Origin of the sequence: Sanguibacter sp. 25GB23B1, from assembly GCF_040012415.1 — a bacterium.
In the GTDB taxonomy this organism is placed as follows: Bacteria; Actinomycetota; Actinomycetes; order Actinomycetales; family Cellulomonadaceae; genus Sanguibacter.
In genome coordinates, this window is the sequence record NZ_JBDYKL010000032.1 from 13,775 (window position 1) to 29,713 (window position 15,939).

Genomic DNA, 15,939 nt, shown 5'->3' on the forward strand with positions numbered 1-15,939 from the left:
AGGTCAGCTCGGGTTGGGTGCGCCGGGGCGCGCGTAGAAGTACCAGGTGAGCCCGGCACAGAAGACGCAGAACACGGCGACGCCGACGAAGAAGGTCGCGGGTGCGATGACGGAGAGGGACATCCCGACGAGGAACGGCCCGAACGCCGCGACCGACGAGGTCCAGCCGATGACACCGCCCGCCTGGCGCGGGGGCAGGATCATCGGCATCTGCTTGAACGTCCCGGCGTTGCCGATCCCGGCGAAGAGGAAGATGAGGAACAGGCACGCGAGGAAGCCCTTGAACTCGTCCGGGTCCTCGGGCGTGAGGAAGAAGACCGCCGCCCCGGTGCTCATCGCCATCCCGACCCCGGCGAGGAACGTCCACCGGGCACCGCCGTACCTGTCGCACAGCGGTCCGAACGCCACACGGGCGGCAGAACCGATGAGCGGGCCGATGAACGCGTACGTCAGCCCCCGCGGCAGGTCGTCCATCCCGGCGAACTCGCTCGCGCTGCCGTAGACGTTGTTGATGATGAGCGGGGTCTGGGCCGCGAGACCGCTGAACGCCCCGAAGGTCATGAGGTAGATCGTCGTGAGGATCCACGTGTGCTTGTTGTCGAAGATGTCGAGCTGCTGCCTGAAGTTCGCGGTGATCGGCACGCTGCGCAGGAAGACGAACGCGAGGATCGCGGCCAGCACGGCCCACGGGATGAGGACCAGGCCCACGTTGTGGAGGTAGATCTCGCCCTCCTGCGTGCTCTGCGGCGTGAGCGCCGCGGTCCCGAGGAGGCCGAAGCCCACGATCCACGGTCCGAGCAGCTGGATGAGCGAGACGCCGAAGTTCCCGATCCCCGCCTGGATCCCGAGCGCCGTCCCGGCCATCCGCTTGGGGAAGAAGTAGCTCGTCGAGGGCATGTACCCCGAGAACACGCCGCCGCCGATGCCGGTCGCGGCCGCGAGGGAGAGGAGCAGCCAGTAGGGCGTCGAGGGGTCGTGGACGACGACGGCCCACCCGACCATCGGCAGGATGAGCAGCACCGACGACCAGCCCACGAGGCGCTTGGTGCCGAGCAGGGGCGGCATGAACATCCACACGATCCGCAGCAGACCGCCCGCGAGACCGGGGATCGCGGCGAGCCAGTACAGCTGGCCCTTCGTGAGGTCGTACCCGATGTCCGTCAGCCGCGGCGCGATGGCGGAGACGAGGTACCACGTGGCGAACGCGAGCGTGAGGCTGTAGGTCGAGATCCACAGGGTCCGCCAGGCGATCTTCGAGTCCCAGGTCTCCGGGTCCTCCGGGTTCCAGTTCGAGAGGTCGGGTGCGAGGCGTGATGCCTCGGACGTCGCGGGCGCGGTCTCTCTGGCGTGCATCGATCCCCCTGGTCTGCAGGAACTCGTGTGCCGAGGCGTCGTTGCCTCCGGTCGAACCTCCCACACATCGGGACGAAAAGCACCACCTTCGCGATGTTCGCCGGGTGAACTGCCGGTGCTGCGGCGGGAGCGCCTCCGAGGGGCGCCGGCTCGTCGCCGACGCTAGGGTGCCGTGCATGACCTCAGCGACCGTCTCGTCCACGGGGCTGTCCCTCAAGCTCCTCCCGGCCGCGGGGGTGTCGGCGTCGGCGGTCCTGCTCTTCGGGGTGCACCTGCGCCCGCTCGGCTACGTCGTGCTCGTGCTCAGCCTCGTCGCGGCCTTCCTCGTCGAGCGCGGTCTCGGCCAGGACCTCCTGCTCATCGGGATCGGCATCGGGATCGTCAGCACCACGTCGATGGAGGCGGACGTCTCGTGGCCGCGGTTCGTCGCCATCGGCACGGCGCTCACCCTCGCGGTCCTCGTGCCGTTCCTCGTCGACCGCTTCGTGTTCCGCCGCAAGGCCATCCGGTTCCCGTGGCGGACGGGCAAGAGCTGGCCGACGATCGAGAAGGCCTACATCGTCGCCGTCCCGGTGCTCGGGTGGGCGATCCTGCCGTTCTACTTCATCCGGTCCGGTGCGTACGAGAACTGGCCCGAGCTCACCGAGACCGACCAGCTCGCCCGGTTCTTCGTCGGCGTCAACGGCGTGGGGACGTGGGACGAGCTGTTCTTCATCTGCACGTGCTTCGCGCTCCTGCTCCGCCACTTCCCGCCGTGGCAGGCGAACCTCCTCCAGGCGGCGATCTTCGTCTCCTTCCTCTGGGAGCTCGGCTACCGCTCGTGGGGACCGCTGCTGACGATCCCGTTCGCGCTGCTCCAGGGCCTGATCTTCACCCGGACCGGCTCGCTGACGCTCGTCCTCGTGGTCCACCTGCTCTTCGACGCGATCGTCTTCATGGCGATCGTCCACGCGAACGACCCGTCGCTCTTCGCGATCTTCGTCTACTGAGGCCTGGGCACGGCGGGTCCCACGTGGCACGATCACGAAGATGACCAGCAGGACGTCCGACGAGCAGCGTCTGAGCGACCTCGCGCGACTGCGCCGCGTCAAGGACCGGATCGACCGGGAGTACGCGCAGCCGCTCGACGTCGAGGCGCTCGCCGTCGGCGCGCACATGTCCGCCGGGCACCTGAGCCGCGAGTTCCGGGCGGCCTACGGCGAGTCGCCGTACGCGTACCTCATGACGCGGCGCATCGAACGGGCGATGTCCCTCCTGCGCCGCGGCGACCTCAGCGTCACCGAGGTGTGCTTCGCGGTCGGCTGCTCCTCGCTCGGGACGTTCAGCACGCGCTTCACCGAGCTCGTCGGTGTGCCGCCGAGCGTCTACCGCCGCGAGGCGGCGCGCGGTTCCGAGGGCTCGCGCGGCACGGACGGGATCCCGTCGTGCGTCGCGAAACAGGTCACGCGACCGGTCAGGAATCGAGAAGCGTCTGCCGGGGCGACGCGCCTAGCGTGAGAGCCATGAACCTCACCATCCACTCCACGTTCCTCACCCACACCGACCCCGAGGCCTCGTTGGCCTTCTTCCGAGACGCGCTCGGCTTCGAGGTGCGCCTCGACGTCGGGTACGACGGCATGCGCTGGATCACCGTCGGTCCCGCAGACCAGCCCGACACCTCGATCGTCCTCACACCGCTCGCTGCCGACACCGGCATCACCGACGACGAGCGCCGCATGATCGGCGACATGATGGCCAAGGGCACCTATGCCACGATCATCCTCGGGACCGACGACGTCGACGCCACGTTCGACCGCGTGCAGGCCGCCGGCGGCGAGGTCGTCCAGGAGCCGACCGACCAGCCCTACGGCGTCCGCGACTGCGCCTTCCGCGACCCCGCGGGCAACCTCGTCCGGATCAACGAGGTAGCCTGACCGCCCGACAGAGGGAGACACGATGAGCACCTCCACCCGGACTGACGCCTCCTCGTCCGCGGCGCACGTCGCCGACGCCCACGACCTCATCCGGGTGCAGGGCGCCCGCGAGAACAACCTTCAGAACATCAGCATCGAGATCCCCAAGCGGCGCCTGACCGTGTTCACCGGTGTCTCGGGCTCGGGCAAGAGCTCGCTCGTGTTCAGCACGATCGCCGCGGAGTCCCAGCGGATGATCAACGAGACGTACAGCGCGTTCCTCCAGGGCTTCATGCCGAACCTCGCGCGGCCGGACGTCGACCACATGGAGGGGCTGACGACCGCGATCATCGTCGACCAGGAACGCATGGGCGCGAACTCCCGCTCGACGGTCGGCACGGCCACGGACGTCAACGCGATGCTGCGGATCGTCTTCAGCCGGCTCGGCCAGCCGTACGTCGGCTCGCCGCAGGCCTTCTCGTTCAACGTCGCCTCGATCAGCGGGGCTGGCGCGGTGACGATGGAGAAGGCCGGGCAGACCGTCAAGGAGAAGCGCACCTTCAGCATCACGGGCGGCATGTGCCCGCGCTGCGAGGGTATGGGGACCGTCAACGACATCGACCTCACCGCCCTCTACGACGACTCGAAGTCGCTCAACGAGGAAGCGTTGACCATCCCCGGGTACACGATGGAGGGCTGGTACGGCCGGATCTTCCGCGGCTGCGGTTTCTTCGACCCCGACAAGCCGATCAAGAAGTACACGAAGACCGAGCTCCACGACCTGCTCCACAAGGAACCGACGAAGATCAAGATCGACGGGATCAACCTCACGTACACGGGGCTCATCCCGTCGATCCAGAAGTCGTACCTGTCGAAGGACGTCGACGCCCTGCAGCCGCACATCCGCGCGTTCGTCAACCGGGCCGTGACGTTCACGCCGTGCCCCGAGTGCGAGGGCACGCGACTGAGTGCGGAGGCGCGCGCGTCGAAGGTCAACGGCAAGAGCATCGCGGACATCTGCGCGATGCAGATCAGCGACGTGGTGGCGTGGGTCCGCGAGGTCGAGGAGCCGTCGATGGCCCCGCTCCTGGCGGCGCTGCGCCACACGCTCGAGTCCTTCGTCGAGATCGGCCTCGGCTACCTGTCGCTCGACCGCCCGGCCGGGACGCTCTCCGGTGGTGAGGCCCAGCGCACCAAGATGATCCGTCACCTGGGCTCGTCGCTCACCGACGTCACGTACGTGTTCGACGAGCCGACCATCGGCCTGCACCCGCACGACATCCAACGGATGAACACGCTGCTCCTGCAGCTGCGGGACAAGGGCAACACGGTCCTCGTCGTCGAGCACAAGCCCGAGATGATCACGATCGCCGACCACGCCGTCGACCTCGGCCCCGGTGCGGGCACGGCAGGCGGGACGGTCTGCTTCGAGGGGACGGTCGAGGGCCTGCGGGCCAGCGACACGCTCACCGGACGGCACCTCGACGACCGGGCCACCGTCAAGGAGACCGTCCGCACGCCCACCGGTGCGCTGGAGATCCGAGGCGCGACGGCCAACAACCTCCGTGACGTCGACGTCGACATCCCGCTCGGCGTCCTCGTCGTCGTCACCGGCGTGGCCGGCTCGGGCAAGAGCTCCCTCGTGCACGGGTCGCTCAGCCGTCGGCCCGGGACACCGGGGGAGGGCGTGGTGACGATCGACCAGGCCGCCATCCGCGGGTCGCGCCGGAGCAACCCGGCGACGTACACGGGCCTGCTCGAGCCCATCCGGAAGGCGTTCGCCAAGGCCAACGGCGTGAAGCCAGCGCTGTTCAGCGCGAACTCCGAGGGCGCCTGCCCCGTCTGCAACGGCAACGGGGTCATCTACACCGACCTCGGCGTCATGGCGAGCGTCGCCACGCCCTGCGAGGTGTGCGAGGGCAAGCGGTTCCAGGCCTCGGTGCTCGAGTACCACCTCGGGGGCAAGGACATCAGCGAGGTGCTCGGCATGTCGGTGGCCGAGGCCGAGGAGTTCTTCTCCGCCGGTGACGCGCGCATCCCCGCCGCGCACACCATCCTCCAGCGCCTGGCCGACGTCGGGCTCGGCTACCTCCGCCTCGGGCAGCCCCTCACCACGCTGTCCGGCGGCGAGCGTCAGCGGCTCAAGCTCGCCACCCACATGGGTGAGAAGGGCAGCATCTACCTGCTCGACGAGCCGACGACCGGGCTCCACCTCGCTGACGTGGAGAACCTCCTCGGGCTCCTCGACCGGCTCGTCGACTCCGGGAAGTCCGTCATCGTCGTCGAGCACCACCAGGCGGTCATGGCGCACGCCGACTGGATCATCGACCTCGGCCCCGGCGCCGGCCACGACGGAGGGCTCGTCGTGTTCGAGGGCACGCCCGCCGAGCTCGTCGCCGACCGGTCCACGCTCACGGGCGAGCACCTGGCGGCCTACGTGGGAGCCTGACCCGGCGCGCTGCTGCGGTCACCCACCCGACGGGGCGTGCTCTTGAGGGTGGGGCGTGCTCTCGAGTGCACTCACGGTCCTCAAGAGCACGCCCCGTCGGGACGGCCGCGCCGGCACGGGCGGGCGCGGGCGTGGGTGTGCGGGTGGGTCAGTCGTCGGACCAGGTGGCGGCGAGCTTCGTCGCGACGGCGAAGAGCTCCTCGACGGGGCGGTCGCTGAGACCGGCGGCGTAGCCGACCATGAACGTCGTCACCGGGGCGGCGGGGCGCTCGACGTTGTGGGCGGCGTCCCGTGCGAGGTCGAGGACGGCCGTGAGGTCGACGTCGTCCGGGTCGATGTCGAGCTTCTGCGCGAGGGCGTCGATCCAGTCGGCGAGAGCGGGTTCGGTGGCGGCGTCGGTCATCGGGGGTCTCCTTCGGCGAGGCGGCTGTCGATGCGCTCAACATCGTGCCACGTATCGACGTCCGCGCTCAGGGCTTGCGGGTCCGGGATCGTCCGGAGCGCGAGGTGCCCGACGAGCTGCTTGACGGACGCCCCGTCGATGCCCCGTGCCGCTGCGACAGCTGCGAGGGCACGGCGCAGCGCACGTGCGTCGTAGACCCCGACGAGCCACTGCGCCCGACCGCCCGACTCGACGCAGATCCCGTCCGGTCGGCCCCCGTCGCGCCGTGAGTCACCGTGCGTGGTCTCGGCCTGTGCGGCCGTGCGCGGTGCTGCTTCGTCGTGCGCGGCGGTCCATGCCCTGAGCAGGTCCGGGACGAGTCGGGGGGCCAGCGGCACGTCGCACGCGAGCAGGAGGACCGGCGTCGGAGCGCCGTCCGTGTCCGTGTCTGCCTCCGAGCGCTCCGCGAGCCGGGCGAGGCCGGCCGCCAGCCCTGCGACGGGTCCGCCGAAGGGTGGGTCCTCGCGGGCGACGCTCACTCGACCGGTCGAGGTGACGGGCGTCGAGGCGAATCGTTCTGACGTGACCGGACCGTCCGTGCTGTCACGGGTTGCGAGCAGGTCGTCCGGCCCGACGACGACGACCCGGCGCGCACCCGTCGTCGCCTCGAGCACGTGGTCGAGGAGCCGACGTCCGCCGACGTGGACGTTCGGCTTGTCGCCGCCGAGGCGGGTGGCTCGTCCCCCTGCGAGGACGATCGCGTCGTACGGGGGGACAGCGCTCCCGACGGACGGCTCGTCCGACTGCCCGGTCACCGCAGGCTCACGAGACGAGCATGACGTGCAGCTCATCGCCCTCGGTGACCTCGGTGACGTCCGCGGGCACGATCGCGAGGCCCTCGGCGAGAGCGAGGCTCGCGACGAGGTGGGAGCCGGATCCGCGGCCGGTGGCGGGCACCACGGTGTGGTCGACGAAGCGGACGGGCATGCGCTGCTCTCGACCCTCGGGTGAGCGCCACGAGGCGCCGGCACGGCGCACGAGGACGGGTCGTTCGACGTCGGGGTGACCGGCCATGCGGCGCAGGCCGGGGCGGACGAAGGTCTCGAAGGACACGAAGGCGCTCACCGGGTTGCCCGGCAGCGTGAAGATCGGGACGCCCTGCCAGGTGCCGAGGCCCTGCGGCTTGCCGGGCTGCATCGCGACGGGCGTGAACTCGACGGTCTCGGAGCTCTCGAGGACCTCGCGGACCACGTCGAACGCGCCGACGCTCACGCCGCCGGTGGTGATGATCATGTCGACCTGGGCGGCGAGCTCCGTGAGCGCAGCGGCGAAGGCGTCGGCGTCGTCGGTCACGGCGCCGACGCGCACGGCGATGCCGCCGGCCTCCTCGACGGCGGCGGCGAGGAGGTAGGAGTTGGAGTCCGGGATCTGGCCGCGCCGCAGGGCCGTGCCCGGGGCGACGAGCTCCGAGCCGGTGGACAGGACGCCGACGCGGGGCTTGGGGCGCACGGCGACGACGGCGCTGCCGGCGCTCGCGACGGCTGCGATCGCGCGAGGTGTGAGGCGTCCGCCGGCCGTGAGCACGACGTCGCCGGCCTGCACGTCCTCGCCGGCCCGGCGCACGTGCGCACCGAGCTCGGGTGCCTGACGGATCTCGACGGTCGCGGGGAGCGTGCCCGGGCCGGACGGGACGTCGGTGTGCTCGACGGGGACGACCGCCGTCGCGTGGGTGGGTACCGGCGCACCCGTCATGATGCGGACGGCGCTGCGGGCGGGGACGGCGGGGTCGTCGCCCGACCCGGCCGGGAGGTCACCGACGACCGTGAGGGTCACGGGAGCCTCGGGGGAGGCGTGGGCGACGTCGACGTGCCGGACGGCGAAACCGTCCATGGCGGAGTTGTCGAACGGAGGCGTGTCCGTGCCGGCGAGGACCTCGGCGGCGAGGACGAGCCCGTGGGCGTCGGCGAGCGGGACCCGGTGGGCGGTGAGCGGCTCGCAGAGGGCGAGCGCGAGGGCGTGGTGCTCGGTCACGGTACGCAGCGGGGCGGTAGCCATGGACCCACCCTAGGGGCGACCGCTGGTGCAGTGAACGCCCTGGCTCAGCTCGAGCGGGCTGGAGCGCGCAGCGCCGTCGCCTCGATGAGCTGCCGCACCGCGTCGTCGCTGCCCTCAACGCGAACCGCCGGGAGCTCGGCCAGCGGTATGCCCCCGATGAGGCAGGCCTTCCAGTCCGCGGTCGTTGCCGCCACCTGGGCGTCGGTCGGTCCAGGCTCGTGGCTGCGTTCGACGGTGGTGGCCTCGACCGTCATCCGGGCCAGGTAGGCCACCGGCTCGGCACCGGTGCGTCGGGAGTCCACGAGGCGGAGCTCGACGTGTCGCTCCTCCGAGCCCGCGGGGAGCGGGCGCGCGTGCGCGCGCATCGCGAGGACGACGGTGTCCGGGCTCATGCTCGCCTCCCACGGCAGGGCAGGGGAGGCGACGGCCCACCGCGACAGCGCCGTGTTGACGGCCTCGAGCTCGTAGCCCCACGCGGTGAGCTCGTACACGTCGACGCGCCCGGCTCCGGGGAGCCGGCGGCGCCGGAGGATACCGTCGGCCTCGAGGTCCTGGAGGCGTTGCGTGAGGACTGCGGGCCCGATCCCGAGGACGTCGCGCTGGATGTCCGAGAAGCGCTTGGGGCCGAGGAGGAGCTCGCGGACGACGATGAGCGTCCACCGCTCGCCGACGAGGTCGAGCGCGTGGGCGGCGGCGCAGCCGTCGTCGTAGGAGCCGTACGTCCGCCGATGAGCCATTGACGCAGCGTACTACGGTTGGAGTAGTGTTCACTTCATTATCTGTAGTGAGGTTCTCAGGCGTGCCTCACCCGAACCGGACCCGAGAGGGAGGCGACGTGCGCCCGTCAGCAGCCGAGATCTGGCAGACCGTCCATGCCGAGAGGCGTCGCCTGTCCGACGACCTGAGCGGCCTCCAGGACGAGCAGTGGCTCACGCCCTCGCTCTGCCCAGGGTGGGACGTCCACGACGTCGTCGCGCACCTCGTCGACACGGCGAAGACCGGCCGGTTGTCCTTCGTCCGCGACCTCCTCGCGGCGCGGATGGACTTCGACCGCGCGAACGAGCGCGGCATCGCGCGGGAGAAGCGGCAGGACCCGGGGGCGACCCTCGAGGCGCTCCGAGCCGCAGCCGACCTCGAACGGACGCCCCCGGCGAACCTCGCCACGCGGCTCGTCGAGGCCCTGGTGCACGGCGAGGACGTCCGCAGGCCGCTCGGTCTCGCCGGGGCCTACCCCGAGCCGGCGGTCGTCCAGGTGCTCGCCTACCAGCTGCGCACCCCGGTCTCCTTCGGCGGAGGCCGGGAGCGTGCCGCGGGGCTGCAGCTCGTCGACCGGCGGACCGGGACGGCGTGGGGTGACGGGGACGAGGTGACAGCCGACGCGCTCGACCTGCTCCTCGCGGTCTCCGGGCGACCCGTGCCACGCGAGCATCTCGACGGATTGGGCGCCGACCGGCTGGCCGAGGTCGCAGCGGCCGCACCCGTGTCGCGGAAGCGGCGGGACCGATGAGCGGGAGGTCGAGCGAGAAGGCACGACGGGACCAGCACCTCTGGGCCCTGGCGCACGCGGAACGCGCCGCGCTGGCTGACGACCTCGCAGGTCTCGCTCAGGAGCAGTGGCGGCACAGCACCCTGTGCGGGGACTGGGACGTCGAGGAGGTCGTGGCCCACCTCGTCGCCGCGGCGAGCGTGGGGCCGTGGCGATGGGCGCGGAGCATCGTCGGCGCGCGCTTCCGGCCCGACGTCCACAACCAGCGCCGGATGCTCGAGCACCGCGGCTCGACCCCGGCCGAGACGCTCGAACGGTTCCGCTCGGTCGTCGCGAGCACGACGGCGCCGTCGAGCCACACCCCGGCCTACCTCGGCGAGGTGCTCGTGCACGCCCAGGACATCCGCCGACCGCTCGGGATCCACCGCGAGCCGGCCGTCGACGCGCTCACCGTCGTGGCCGACTTCTACGCGCGCCGCGACTTCACCGTCGCGAGCAAGACGCACGCCAGGGGCCTGCAGCTGCGCGCGGACGACGGACCGTTCGCCGCAGGCTCGGGACCCCTGGTCATCGGCTCGACCCTCGCGCTCGTGATGAGCATGGCCGGCCGCACCGCCTACCTCGACGAGCTCGAGGGGCCGGGTGTGCCGTCGCTGCGACAGAGGCTGAAGGGTGCGCAGGGGTGACTCGGGCCGGACCTCCGCATCGGAGTCGACTGTAGATGCTTGACCTTTCAAGTATTGAATGGTGAACTAGTTCCATACAGAAGGAGCCACCATGAGCCGCACGATGATCGTCCCCGGCGCCGCGAGCGGCGCAACCACCCCCGACGCCCCAGCGCCCTCGACCGAGACCACACTCCGGACGGCATCAGGCGACCTCATGGCAGCCGGCACGTCCATGGACGCCGTGACTCTCTACGTCCACGACATCGACGCGATGGTCGACTTCTACACCCGCGCCATCGCGCTCGACGTCGTCGAAACCACCCCCGGCTCCGGCAGCGCCTCGACCGCCGCCGACCGCCGCGAGGGGATCGTCACCCTCGGCCGCGGTCGTACGCCGCTCGTCGTCCTGCGCCACGCACCGGACATGCCGCACGCGCAGCGCGGCCAGGCCGGACTCTTCCACACCGCGATCCTCTTCGAGAACCGGGCCGCTCTCGCCGCGACCATGCTCCGCGTCGCCCAGCACGCGTCCGGGCTCTACACCGGCAGCGCCGACCACCTCGTCTCCGAGGCGTTCTACCTCGACGACCCCGAGGGCAACGGCATCGAGCTCTACGTCGACCGTCCGCGCGACCAGTGGAGCTGGAACGGCACGCAGGTCGTCATGGACAGCCTCCCCCTCGACCCCAACGCTTTCGTCAGCACCCACATCACCTCCGAGACGGCCGACGCCCCCGCGGCGGAGCCCGCCGTCGTCGGGCACGTCCACCTCCAGGTCGGCGACGTCCCCGCCGCCCGCCGCTTCTACGTCGACACCGTCGGGTTCGAGGCCACCGCCGAGATGCCCAGCGCCCTGTTCGTCTCCGCCGGCGGCTACCACCACCACCTCGCGATGAACACGTGGCGGTCCATGGGTGCCGGTCCCCGCCCCGTCACGCTCGGGCTCGGCGAGGTCTCCATCGTCGTGCCGTCGACCGACGACGTCGCGGCGCTCGCCGACCGGCTCGACCACCACGGCGTCGCGACGAGCTACGACCGCGGCGCGAGCGCCGGCGAGGCCGAAGCCGCCCTGCGCTTCGACGACCCGTGGAAGAACCGCATCGCGGTCTCGGTCGCGGCGTGAGCTGAGCCGGCGCGCCCGGTCAGGTGCTCGCGCGCTCGACCAGCGTCGTCGGCAACGTCACCGCGGCCGGGTCCTGCCCCTCGATGACCTCGAGGAGCAGGCGGACCATCTCGAAGCTGATGCGCTCGAACGGCTGGCGCATCGTCGTCAGCGGGGGATCGAGCGTCGCCGCGAGCCCGGAGTCGTCGAAGCCGCCGACGGCCACGTCGCCCGGGATGCTCCGGCCCGCGTCGCGCAGCGCCGTCATCGCGCCCGCGGCCATGAGGTCGGACGCGACGAAGACCGCGTCGAGGTCGGGTGCCCGCTCGAGGAGGGCCGCCATCGCGCGCGTGCCACCCTCGCGCGAGTAGTCGCCGTGCGCGACGAGCGCCTCGTCGAAGCGGTCGCCGAGCGCGTCCCGGTAGCCCTCGAGGCGGATCTTCCCGCCCGGGGTGTCCATGGGGCCGGTGATCGTCGCGACCCGCGTGCGCCCCCGGTCGAGCAGGTGCTGGGTCATCTTGCGCGCCCCGCCGAGGTCGTCGGCCGAGACGTACCCGATCGACGTCTCGTAGCCCATCGGCACACCACAGGCGATCGTCGGGACGCCGTTGCTCAGCAACGACTTCACCATCGGGTTCCCCTGGTGCGACGAGATGAGCAGCACGCCGTCGACGTGACCGGCGGTGATGTACTCCGTGATGCGCCGTCGCTCCTCGGGCGTGCCCGCGACCATGAGCAGCAGCGGCATCTCGCGCTTGCCGAGCGCCTGGGCGGCGCCGCGGAGCAGGATCGAGAAGGTCGGGTCCTCGAAGAGCAGGTGCTGCGGCTCCGTGAGGAGGAACGCGATCGAGTTCGAGCGCCCGGTCGCCAGCGAGCGCGCGTGCTGGTTCATGGAGTACCCGGTGGTCCGGATGGCCTCCTGGACCGCCGCGAGCGCCTCGGGCGACACCCAGTGGCCGCCGTTGATGACGCGCGAGACCGTGCCGCGGGAGACGCCCGCCGCCGCGGCCACGTCGCGGATCGTCGGACGCTTGCGCGCCGTCACAGACTCCACCCCAGGCTCCACGTCCCAGACTCTAGGCCACGGCGGCCCCGCGTCGCGGCTCCGCGCCCGGGCGTGCGCGCAGGCACGCGCTCGGGCACGCGCTCAGGCCTTGACGGCACCGGCGGCAAGATCCACCTGCCAGTAGCGCTGCAGCGTGAGGAAGAGCGCGATGAGCGGGATGATCGACAGGAGCGCCCCGGTGATGACGGAGGTGTACATCGCCGGCTGCGACGCACCCTGGTTGAGGAGCCCCGAGAGGCCGACCGTCAGCGGGAAGAGGCGGTCGTTGCCGAGCATGATGTACGGCAGCATGTAGTTGTTCCAGATGCCGACGAACTGGAAGAGGAACACCGTCACGAGACCGGGCAGCATCATCGGCATCGCGATCGACCGGAAGATGCGCAGCTCCTTCGCGCCGTCGGTGCGGGCCGCCTCGATGACGTCGTCGGGCACGGACGCCGCGGCGTAGATGCGGGCGAGGTAGATGCCGTACGGGCTGATGATGCTTGGGAGGAGCACGGACCAGTACGTGTTCGTCAGGCCCACCTGGGCGAAGAGCAGGTACTGCGGGATCGCGAGCACGACCGCCGGGACGAGGACGCCTGCGAGCAGCACGTTGAAGACGAGCTTCTTGCCGGTGAAGTGGTACTTCGCCAGGCCGTAGCCGGCCATGGCGGACACGATCGCCGAGAGCAGCGCGCCGACGCCCGCGTAGAGCGCGGTGTTGAGCATCCAGCGCCAGAAGATGCCGTCGCGGTAGGCGGAGAGGTCCGCGACGTTGTCGACGAGGTACGTCGACGGCGCGAACGTGAAGGTCGAGAAGAGCTCTGCGGCGCTCTTCGACGAGGCCATGAGCACCCACGCGACGGGGAGCAGGCAGTACAGGGCGCCGACGATGAGGATGATCGTCGCGGGCCAGCTGATGCGGTTGCGCCCGGTGCGGGACGACGAGGTCGGGGCGCTCGTGGTCGGCGAGGTGGTGCCGGTGAGGGTCGTGGTGGTCATGTCAGTTCTCCTGGCCGAAGGCACGGTTCTGGACGAGGCGCAGGAAACCGAACGAGAGGACGAAGGTCGCGGCCGCGATGATGATCGACGTCGCCGCGGCCGAGTAGATGTCGTCGCGCGTGAACGCGTCGCGGTAGACCTTCATGAGCGGGGACCACGAGGTGGAGATCGTGTTGGTCAGCGGGCGCAGCGTGACGGGCTCCGCGAAGACCTGGAGCGTCGCGATCATGGAGAAGACGAACGTCATGATGAGCGACGGTGCGACGATCGGGACCTTGATCCGCAGGGCGATCATGCGCTCGGTGGCGCCGTCGATGCGGGCCGCCTCGTAGATGTCCGTGGGGATCGCCTTGAGGGCCGTGTAGATGACGATCATGTTGAAGCCGACGCCGCCCCACAGGGCGATGTTCGCGATGGCGAACATGACGAGGTCGGAGGACAGCAGCGTCGGGGCGTCCCAGCCGAGCCTGTCGAAGACGTAGTAGAACGGGCTCACCGCGGGCAGGTAGAGGAAGCCCCACAGGAGCGAGGAGATGACCGCGGGCACCGCGTAGGGCAGGAAGATCGAGACGCGCGAGAAGCTCTTCGCGCGCGTGTGCTTCGAGTCGAGCAGCAGCGCGAAGAGCAGCGCGAGGATGATCATGGTGGGCACGAGCACGAGGCCGTACAGACCCACGCGGCCGACGCTGGCGACGAACTCGGGGTCGCTCAGCGCGCGGGAGTAGTTGGACAGCCCGGCCCACACCTCGGTGCGGGAGCCGGAGCCGAGGCCGAGGCCGCTCACCTGGACCTTGCGCAGGCTGAGGTAGGCCGCGTAGCCGATCGGCAGCGCCATGAACAGGACGAACAGCGTGATCGCCGGGGCGAGGAAGCCCCACGGGGCGAGCGCGCGCCGGGAGGCGGTGGGGGACCTGCGGGAGGGCGACGGCATGTGCGTGCTCCAGGTGTGGGAGGTGGGGCGCGGGCGCACGGGAGAGAGCCCGCGCCCCACCGGTCGGAGGGTCGTGCGTGCGACGACTCGGGTGCGACTACTCGGTGACGGAGAAGCCGGCGTTCTCGAGGTCCTCGAACGTGACCTCCTGCATCGTCGCCACGGCCGCGACGAAGTCGGCCTGCGACTTGGCCTCGGCGGCCTTGCCGAACGCGTCGTTGTAGGCCGAGTAGGCGACGTTGACGTTGGGTCCGTACGTGAAGGACCCGGCGGTCGCGGCGGTCTCGGCCGCGATGTCGTAGAAGTCGGCCTGGTTGGAGAAGAACTCCGGCGGTGCGGTGAGCGCCTCGGCCTGGCCGGGCGTGCTGGCCGGGTAGACGGCCGAGATCGTGGCGAGCGCCTCGACGCCCTCGCTCGAGCTGTTGAGCCAGGTGATGAACTCGACGGCCTCGGCCTCGTGCTCGGACTGCGTGGTCACGGCGGTGGAGGAGCCGCCCCAGTTGCCGGTGGAGGGCTCGGTGGCGTCCCACTGCGGCATGGGGGCCATCTGCCACAGGCCGGCCGTGTCGGGGGCGTTCCCGGCGAGGACGCCCGGTGCCCAGACGGCGCTGAGCCACCCGATCTGGCTGCCGTCGTTGAGGGCGGCGTTCCACTCCGGGGTGTACATCGGCTTGTTGTCGATGACGCCGGACTCGACGAGACCGCCCCAGTACTCGGCGACCTTGAGGGTGGCCTCGTCGTCGACGGAGACCTTCCACGTGTCGCCCTCGATGCTCCACCAGGAGGCGCCGGCCTGCTGGGCGAGGCCGGTGAACCAGCCCGCGTCCGTCGCGGAGAACGTGCCGAGATGCTTCGTCGGGTCGGCTGCCTGTACGGCGGCTGCGACGTCGGCGTACTCCTCCCACGTGGTGGGGACCTGGAGGCCGAGCTCGGCGAAGATGTCTGCGCGGTAGTAGAACTGCATGGGCCCGGAGTCCTGCGGCACCGCGTAGACCGCGTCGGAGCCGAGGGTCACGGAGTTCCACACGCCCTCGGGGAACTGGCCGGCCACGTCGTCGCCGACGGTGTCGGAGATGTCGGCGAGCGCTTCGGCGGACACCATGGTCGGGATGGCCTGGTACTCGGCCTGCATGATGTCGGGCGCGCCGCTGCCTGCCTTGATGGCGGTGAGGAGCTTGGTGACCGCGGCGTCGCCGCCGTCCTGCTTGTTGACGACGACCTGGATGTCGGGGTTCTCGGCGTTCCAGATGTCGACGACGGCCTCCATCTCCGGGGCCCAGGTCCAGAAGGTGAGCTCGACGGGTCCGTCGCTCCCGGCGCTGCTGTCGTCGCCCGAGCAGGCGGCGAGGGTGAACGTGAGTGCTGCCGCGGCCGCCGTTGCGGCGATGCGGGTGCCTGCTGTGAGGCGCATGGTTCCTCCTTGGTCGGTAACCACCGCATCGTCGCGGGGGCCGGCACGGCAGTGTGCGTCAAAGACGACAGTGTGCCTGTGACCGGTCACAGTACAGGCATTCACCGGAGGCTTGTCAACCGTTCAAAACTAGTGTTATCTCGTTGTTGCATCGTCCCGT

At 70.7% G+C, this 15,939-nt stretch carries 16 protein-coding genes; 7 read left to right on the plus strand and 9 right to left on the minus strand.

The window, feature by feature from the left end:
• Positions 1-3: 3 nt before the first annotated feature.
• Complete coding sequence (locus ABKW26_RS15720) at positions 4-1,353, minus strand: nitrate/nitrite transporter (protein ID WP_348594839.1); 1,350 nt, start codon at positions 1,351-1,353, stop codon at positions 4-6.
• A gap of 176 nt (positions 1,354-1,529) precedes the next feature.
• Here ABKW26_RS15720 and ABKW26_RS15725 point away from each other — a divergent pair, with 176 nt between their 5' ends.
• The 4 genes from ABKW26_RS15725 to ABKW26_RS15740 are packed head-to-tail and all read left to right on the plus strand — an operon-like array spanning position 1,530 to position 5,694.
• On the plus strand, positions 1,530-2,342 hold the full coding sequence (locus ABKW26_RS15725) for a CPBP family glutamic-type intramembrane protease (RefSeq protein ID WP_348594841.1): 813 nt from the start codon (positions 1,530-1,532) through the stop codon (positions 2,340-2,342).
• Positions 2,343-2,382: 40 nt separating this feature from the next.
• Positions 2,383-2,850, plus strand: a complete 468-nt coding sequence (locus ABKW26_RS15730; protein ID WP_348594843.1) for a helix-turn-helix transcriptional regulator — start codon at positions 2,383-2,385, stop codon at positions 2,848-2,850.
• Between the two features lie 5 nt (positions 2,851-2,855).
• A complete protein-coding gene (locus ABKW26_RS15735; RefSeq protein WP_348594844.1) occupies positions 2,856-3,266 on the plus strand; it encodes a VOC family protein in 411 nt (136 codons plus the stop codon).
• Between the two features lie 22 nt (positions 3,267-3,288).
• A complete protein-coding gene (locus ABKW26_RS15740; protein ID WP_348594846.1) occupies positions 3,289-5,694 on the plus strand; it encodes an excinuclease ABC subunit UvrA in 2,406 nt (801 codons plus the stop codon).
• 148 nt (positions 5,695-5,842) lie between these two features.
• Here the strand turns inward: ABKW26_RS15740 and ABKW26_RS15745 are convergent, their stop codons facing one another.
• The 4 genes from ABKW26_RS15745 to ABKW26_RS15760 are packed head-to-tail and all read right to left on the minus strand — an operon-like array spanning position 5,843 to position 8,868.
• Positions 5,843-6,097, minus strand: a complete 255-nt coding sequence (locus ABKW26_RS15745) for a DUF6457 domain-containing protein (RefSeq protein ID WP_348594847.1) — start codon at positions 6,095-6,097, stop codon at positions 5,843-5,845.
• Positions 6,094-6,891 (minus strand): NTP transferase domain-containing protein, encoded by a 798-nt coding sequence (locus tag ABKW26_RS15750; protein WP_348594849.1) that lies wholly within the window; start codon positions 6,889-6,891, stop codon positions 6,094-6,096. The genes ABKW26_RS15745 and ABKW26_RS15750 overlap by 4 nt, the downstream gene beginning before the upstream one ends.
• Before the next feature lie 7 nt (positions 6,892-6,898).
• Entirely contained in the window at positions 6,899-8,131 is a 1,233-nt protein-coding gene (gene glp, locus ABKW26_RS15755; RefSeq protein ID WP_348594850.1) for a gephyrin-like molybdotransferase Glp, read from the minus strand.
• 44 nt (positions 8,132-8,175) lie between these two features.
• Positions 8,176-8,868, minus strand: a complete 693-nt coding sequence (locus ABKW26_RS15760; protein WP_348594852.1) for a helix-turn-helix domain-containing protein — start codon at positions 8,866-8,868, stop codon at positions 8,176-8,178.
• Between the two features lie 98 nt (positions 8,869-8,966).
• Between ABKW26_RS15760 and ABKW26_RS15765 the strand changes: the two genes are divergently transcribed.
• From ABKW26_RS15765 to ABKW26_RS15775, 3 genes are all read left to right on the plus strand, one after another.
• The gene (locus ABKW26_RS15765) at positions 8,967-9,638 is read left to right on the plus strand and encodes a maleylpyruvate isomerase family mycothiol-dependent enzyme (protein ID WP_348594853.1); all 672 of its coding nucleotides are present in this window, start codon (positions 8,967-8,969) and stop codon (positions 9,636-9,638) included.
• Positions 9,635-10,303: a maleylpyruvate isomerase family mycothiol-dependent enzyme gene (locus tag ABKW26_RS15770; RefSeq protein WP_348594855.1), complete on the plus strand. Its 669-nt coding sequence runs from the start codon at positions 9,635-9,637 to the stop codon at positions 10,301-10,303. The genes ABKW26_RS15765 and ABKW26_RS15770 overlap by 4 nt, the downstream gene beginning before the upstream one ends.
• Positions 10,304-10,394: 91 nt before the next feature.
• On the plus strand, positions 10,395-11,408 hold the full coding sequence (locus tag ABKW26_RS15775) for a VOC family protein (protein ID WP_348594856.1): 1,014 nt from the start codon (positions 10,395-10,397) through the stop codon (positions 11,406-11,408).
• 19 nt (positions 11,409-11,427) lie between these two features.
• On the opposite strand, the gene ABKW26_RS15780 is transcribed toward ABKW26_RS15775, so the two are convergent.
• From ABKW26_RS15780 to ABKW26_RS15795, 4 genes are all read right to left on the minus strand, one after another.
• On the minus strand, positions 11,428-12,441 hold the full coding sequence (locus ABKW26_RS15780) for a LacI family DNA-binding transcriptional regulator (protein ID WP_348594858.1): 1,014 nt from the start codon (positions 12,439-12,441) through the stop codon (positions 11,428-11,430).
• Positions 12,442-12,534: 93 nt separating this feature from the next.
• Positions 12,535-13,437 carry a carbohydrate ABC transporter permease gene (locus tag ABKW26_RS15785; protein ID WP_348594859.1) on the minus strand — a complete coding sequence of 301 codons (903 nt, stop codon included), beginning with the start codon at positions 13,435-13,437 and terminating at the stop codon, positions 12,535-12,537.
• 1 nt (position 13,438) lies between these two features.
• Complete coding sequence (locus ABKW26_RS15790; RefSeq protein WP_348594861.1) at positions 13,439-14,368, minus strand: sugar ABC transporter permease; 930 nt, start codon at positions 14,366-14,368, stop codon at positions 13,439-13,441.
• A 97-nt stretch (positions 14,369-14,465) separates the two neighbouring features.
• Positions 14,466-15,779, minus strand: coding sequence for an extracellular solute-binding protein (locus ABKW26_RS15795; RefSeq protein WP_348594862.1), 1,314 nt, complete (start codon positions 15,777-15,779; stop codon positions 14,466-14,468).
• Positions 15,780-15,939 lie beyond the last annotated feature (160 nt).

Excerpts from the sequence above, each read along its gene's own strand:
- ABKW26_RS15785 (WP_348594859.1), bottom strand. The coding sequence starts at position 13,437 with ATGACCACCACGACCCTCACCGGCACCACCTCGCCGACCACGAGCGCC.
- ABKW26_RS15720 (WP_348594839.1), bottom strand. The coding sequence starts at position 1,353 with ATGCACGCCAGAGAGACCGCGCCCGCGACGTCCGAGGCATCACGCCTC.
- glp (WP_348594850.1), bottom strand. The coding sequence starts at position 8,131 with ATGGCTACCGCCCCGCTGCGTACCGTGACCGAGCACCACGCCCTCGCG.
- ABKW26_RS15730 (WP_348594843.1), top strand. The coding sequence starts at position 2,383 with ATGACCAGCAGGACGTCCGACGAGCAGCGTCTGAGCGACCTCGCGCGA.
- ABKW26_RS15770 (WP_348594855.1), top strand. The coding sequence starts at position 9,635 with ATGAGCGGGAGGTCGAGCGAGAAGGCACGACGGGACCAGCACCTCTGG.
- ABKW26_RS15745 (WP_348594847.1), bottom strand. The coding sequence starts at position 6,097 with ATGACCGACGCCGCCACCGAACCCGCTCTCGCCGACTGGATCGACGCC.
- ABKW26_RS15775 (WP_348594856.1), top strand. The coding sequence starts at position 10,395 with ATGAGCCGCACGATGATCGTCCCCGGCGCCGCGAGCGGCGCAACCACC.
- ABKW26_RS15740 (WP_348594846.1), top strand. The coding sequence starts at position 3,289 with ATGAGCACCTCCACCCGGACTGACGCCTCCTCGTCCGCGGCGCACGTC.
- ABKW26_RS15790 (WP_348594861.1), bottom strand. The coding sequence starts at position 14,368 with ATGCCGTCGCCCTCCCGCAGGTCCCCCACCGCCTCCCGGCGCGCGCTC.
- ABKW26_RS15735 (WP_348594844.1), top strand. The coding sequence starts at position 2,856 with ATGAACCTCACCATCCACTCCACGTTCCTCACCCACACCGACCCCGAG.
- ABKW26_RS15795 (WP_348594862.1), bottom strand. The coding sequence starts at position 15,779 with ATGCGCCTCACAGCAGGCACCCGCATCGCCGCAACGGCGGCCGCGGCA.
- ABKW26_RS15760 (WP_348594852.1), bottom strand. The coding sequence starts at position 8,868 with ATGGCTCATCGGCGGACGTACGGCTCCTACGACGACGGCTGCGCCGCC.
- ABKW26_RS15725 (WP_348594841.1), top strand. The coding sequence starts at position 1,530 with ATGACCTCAGCGACCGTCTCGTCCACGGGGCTGTCCCTCAAGCTCCTC.